Annotated in this window: 4 protein-coding genes and 1 pseudogene; 1 reads left to right on the top strand and 4 read right to left on the bottom strand. The window is 61.0% G+C overall.

The genetic code is table 11. The features are described from left to right. From Y704_RS0102185 to Y704_RS23100, 3 genes and pseudogenes are all read right to left on the bottom strand, one after another. The coding region (locus Y704_RS0102185; RefSeq protein WP_026548907.1) for an IS256 family transposase at window positions 1–622 on the bottom strand (622 nt) is incomplete at its 3' end. 1,167 nt (window positions 623–1,789) lie between these two features. After that, window positions 1,790–2,026: pseudogene (locus tag Y704_RS25055) on the bottom strand (helix-turn-helix domain-containing protein); the annotation flags it as partial. A 249-nt stretch (window positions 2,027–2,275) separates the two neighbouring features. Next, a complete protein-coding gene (locus Y704_RS23100) occupies window positions 2,276–2,512 on the bottom strand; it encodes a hypothetical protein (protein WP_081747359.1) in 237 nt (78 codons plus the stop codon). Window positions 2,513–2,783: 271 nt separating this feature from the next. Here Y704_RS23100 and Y704_RS18330 point away from each other — a divergent pair, with 271 nt between their 5' ends. Beyond that, entirely contained in the window at window positions 2,784–3,566 is a 783-nt protein-coding gene (locus tag Y704_RS18330) for an alpha/beta fold hydrolase (protein WP_253904202.1), read from the top strand. Here Y704_RS18330 and Y704_RS18325 read toward each other — a convergent pair. Further along, complete coding sequence (locus tag Y704_RS18325) at window positions 3,563–3,967, bottom strand: GAF domain-containing protein (protein ID WP_026548906.1); 405 nt, start codon at window positions 3,965–3,967, stop codon at window positions 3,563–3,565. The two genes, Y704_RS18330 and Y704_RS18325, sit on opposite strands and share 4 nt — an antisense overlap. Window positions 3,968–4,416: the final 449 nt, after the last annotated feature.

Here is a 4,416-nt window from a genome sequence, read left to right as displayed (position 1 = left end):
CGTTCTCGCTGTCTCCGACGTCGAAGCCGAGGACTTCCCGGCGCCCGTCGGCGGCGACGCCGAAAGCGACCACGATCGCCTGGGACACCACACGGTGACCGACCCGGGCCTTGCAATAGGTGGCGTCCAGGAACACGTACGGGTATTCCAGGGCCGAGAGGTCCCGGTCGCGGAACGCACCGACTTCATGATCGAGGTCCTCACAGATCCGGGACACCTCAGACTTCGAAATCCCGGTATCCGCACCAAGGGCTTTGACCAGGTCATCGACCTTACGGGTAGAAACCCCGTGGAGGTAGGCCTCCATCACGACCGCGTACAGGGCCTGATCAACCCGGCGGCGGCGCTCCAGCAAGGCCGGGAAAAACGAGCCGGCCCGCAGCTTGGGAATCTTCAAATTCAGATCCCCCGCGGTGGTCGTCAACGTCCGGGCCCGGGACCCGTTGCGCTGGGTCGTGCGCGCCTCGGAGCCTTCGAACGGGGCAGCACCGATGAACGCGGTAGCCTCCGCCTCGATGAGCTGCTGATACAGAGTTTCGGTAGCGGTACGAATCCGGTCGGGCACGTCGGTGAGTTTCAATTGTCCAAGCAGGTCAAGCAGGGCAGACTGGTCTAGAGCCATCGTGTGTTTGTGTCTTTCTGTGAGTGACTTTGATCGGTACTCACTGACCATCGCACGATGGCTCACTACCTTGCCGGAGCAGCGCGCTCACCGCGGGAAACTACACCACTCCACGGGACGTAACCGAGCGCGCCCTCTATATTCGGCTCCTGAAGCAAGGGCTCAACAATTCCGAGGCCTGCCGGATCGTCGGCGCGGGGCGGAAGACCGGTTCTCACTGGCGTAACGGTCGGACGGTCCGGGATCCGGTGACCGGGCGCGTCCGTACCTACCCGGCCATCACTTTGGTGCGGGAGCAGTCGGCCACCATTTCTGCCCGGTACCTGTCCGAGGATGAGCGGATCATCATTGCTGACCGGCACCGCGCAGGGGAGAGCCTGCGCTCGATAGCTACTGAGCTAGGCAGGGCACCGTCCACCGTAAGCCGCGAGTTACAACGGAACCAGAACCTCGCGGGACAGTACCGCCCGCACTACGCGCAGAAAAAAGCCCGGATCCGTCGCCAGCGTCCCCGGATGGGGAAAATCTCGCAGATGCCTGAACTCAAGGCGTATGTTCAGGCGATGCTTGACCGGTGGTGGAGCCCTGGCCTGATATGTCGACAGCTCAAGAAGACCTTCCCTGACCGTAAGGACCTGCACATCGTCCACGAAACAATCTACCAAGCCCTCTATATCCAAGGCCGGGGAGGGCTGTCCCGGGAGCTCGTGAAGTGTCTGCGCACCGGTCGGGATCGCCGTAAACCCAATCGGGCAATTCCCAGAAGAGCCTCACGATTCGCCGGCGATGTCCTCATGATCGATGACCGTCCGGAGGAAGTACTGGGACGCAGCGTTGCCCGGCTTTGCGGCAGGGCTGCCGGACTGCCCGCCCGGTGCGCAGACACGCACTCAGATCACGCTTCAGTGCCCCGCGGGACTGCACGTACAGGGACTGGTAAATGGTCTCGGGTGACACCCACATCTCCGGTTGGTCAGGGAACTCCACCCGCAGTCGTCCTGTGATCTGCTCGGGTGGGTACTTCTTCTTCAGGTCCTCTTCCACCTTCGCACGCAACACGATATTCGTGTGGAGTTTGGCCGGTTTGGGCCGTGAGGCCCGCTCGTACGCCAGTGCGTGGGCCGAGGTAGCCCGGTAAGCAGAACCGGGCCGAGTGTTCCGCCGCAACTCCCTCGACACCGTCGACGGGGACCTCCCGATCACCACGCCGATGCGCCGCAGTGAGAATCCCTGGGCCCTGAGCACGGCAATCTCTTCACGCTGGGTGAAGGTCAGACACCGGCCCTTCAAATCCCGACCCCGGCGGGGCCGGACCCCGCCTGCTTCGACCAGGACTCGGCGCCCTGTCCGCCGGCTCGTGTTCAACGGGACCACAGCGTCAGTAATGAAATCCCCGGCCTGCATGCCAGCCCAAAACACCTGCAAAAGATCCGGTCTTATGAAGATTGAATAACCCGCCACGACAACACCCATCCGCTAAGTGTTGCAACCACCGCAAGAACCCAAGGATCGGCTAACGGGCGCCCTTCGCCCTCAAAGAAGATTGCCATTACTCCTCCTATGGTCGTAGAGCCGAGACGTAGATGTTGGTGCGATAACACCAAACGATGTTGTCCAGAATCTGACGACGAATTCTGCGACCTCTAATCTCCTCTACTCCGTTTCGGGAGAATCTTGCTCTCCTGAGACTTTATCCTCGGTGTCGGGGCCTTCGGCGGGATCTTGGGCGTGTTCCCGAGTGTCGGTCGGATCAGCCGTTGTGTCACCCTTGTCGGGGCCTTCGGCGGGATCTTGGGCGTGTTCCCGAGTGTCGGTCGGATCAGCCGTTGTGTCCCCCTCAGCAGGTGCTTCGTTGTGATGACGTGCGGTTGGTTCCAGTTCCTCTGTCATTGCTAAAACCTTTCCTTGTGGCTCTCGCCCGAAGACCACTGAGCTGCTTAAGCGTGTTGTGTTCAGTGTAGGCTCCGGCCTCCAGTGCAGGTCAGGCGGTTCTCGCACGACACTGATGGGGCACAGCACGGTAGTAAAGGATGGCAAGGAACGCTGCGGGTACGGCCGGCGTCAGCAACGCCGGTGATAGGTTTGCGCATACCCCCGAAGCAGTCAGGAAAACCGATGACAGCCAACGATCCGCCAGTCCGCCGAGAGCAGGTCATAGTCAATGGAACCACTCTGTCTTACCTCAGCTGTGGAGATCCCAGCGCCAGGCCCCTCCTGCTTCTGCACGGCACTTTTTGGAGCCGGGTTGGCAGCCGGGTTGGCAGCCGCACTGGGACAAGAAGTGCATTGTATTGCGTTGGACCTGCCTGGATTCGGGCGAAGTGAAGGTGAACTGGATGTTCTCGACGCCAGCGTTCCGGCACTCGCGCAGACCGTCCTGCAGGCCGCAAGCGCCCTGAGACTGGAATCATTCGACCTGGCAGGCCACGACATCGGTGGTGGAATAGCCCAGCACCTTACCGCCTACAGCGGACAGGTCAGTCGCCTGGTGCTCATGAACGCCGTCATGTTTGATTCCTGGCCCGTTCCCGCGGTGGAACGGTTCCGCGATCCGACTGTGCGCGCAGCGGCCACCGACGAGCAACTGCTGCAGGGCCGCAGCAAAGCGACCCGACTGGCTGTTGCCAGGCAGCTGAGCGATGAAGAACTTGCCGATTACCTCTCCCCCTGGCAAAACCCTGCCCGGTCCCGGTCATGGATGGCGATGGCTGCCGCCGCCGATGCCAAGTACACCCTCGAACTGATTCAGGCGCTGAAAGCAGCAGCGGTCCCCACCCGGCTTATCTGGGGTCGTGACGACGAGTTCCAGAAAATCAGCTACGCTCGCCGCTACGTGAATGAAATCCCGGGTAGCGACCTCGTCGAAGTACATGGCAAACACATTCCCACTGAAGACTCACCCAAAGAGGTCGCCGCCGCCGTCCTTGAGCACCTCCGGAACTAAAAAGCGTAGTCGATGAGAACCGACCATACTGTTAAGGGCCGATTTCGTGTTGGGCGACTTCGGCTAGCTTCCGGCAGGGCCTGTTCGTCTTCTGTCGTGAAGCCGCGGGGCTTTTGGTCGATGACACACAGAGTGCCGATGGTCCAGCCCCCTGGTCCTTTGAGCGGATAGCAGGCGTAGAAGCGGATGTAGGGCTCTCCGGTGACGAGGGGATTGGTGGTGAACCGTTCATCGGTTTGGGCGTCGTTGACCACGAGCAGACCCGCGTTGCGGATCGTGGCATTACAGAATGAGATTTTCCTCGGCATGTTTTGAAGTACCTGCCCGACCACTGAGTTGAGGAATTGCCGGTGGTCATCGATCAGGGAGACGGTCGCCATGCTGACATCGAAGTCCCTCATTCCTGGCTTCCTGCCGCCCGGGCACGGTGACCCATTCCGTGAAACACCCGTGACGGTTCGTATCAGCCTGTGATAATTCTCAGCGGGTGAGGTTCCGGACAAAGGTTGCAAGGCGTTGACGTAAGGAAGGAGCCGCTGCCGGGTGAACGGACGCGTCCGGCTCCTCACGGCCTACCGGAGCCTCCACTGCTCTTTTCGGTGACTTGGTCGTGCTGTCGTCGCTTTCCTGCTGAGGTTTTGAAGAGGACCTAAGGGATGAAAGAGTTCGTTCGAAAACGGTGCCCGGCCCGCGCTGGTCATCTTCGTGTTCTCCGACGTCCACGAAACCGTACTGGGTCACCAGCCGCCAGCAGAGCGGGTCATCGACGCTCAGACTGGTCCGCACTGTGCGGACTTCCGGGAGGGCTTCAGCCTTCTCCAGAAGGATGACAAGGGCAGCCCTGGCATAG

The sequence above is a fragment of the Arthrobacter sp. Br18 genome (genome assembly GCF_000520555.1).
Lineage (GTDB): Bacteria > Actinomycetota > Actinomycetes > Actinomycetales > Micrococcaceae > Arthrobacter_D.
This window is presented reverse-complemented; position numbering and strand designations above follow the sequence as displayed.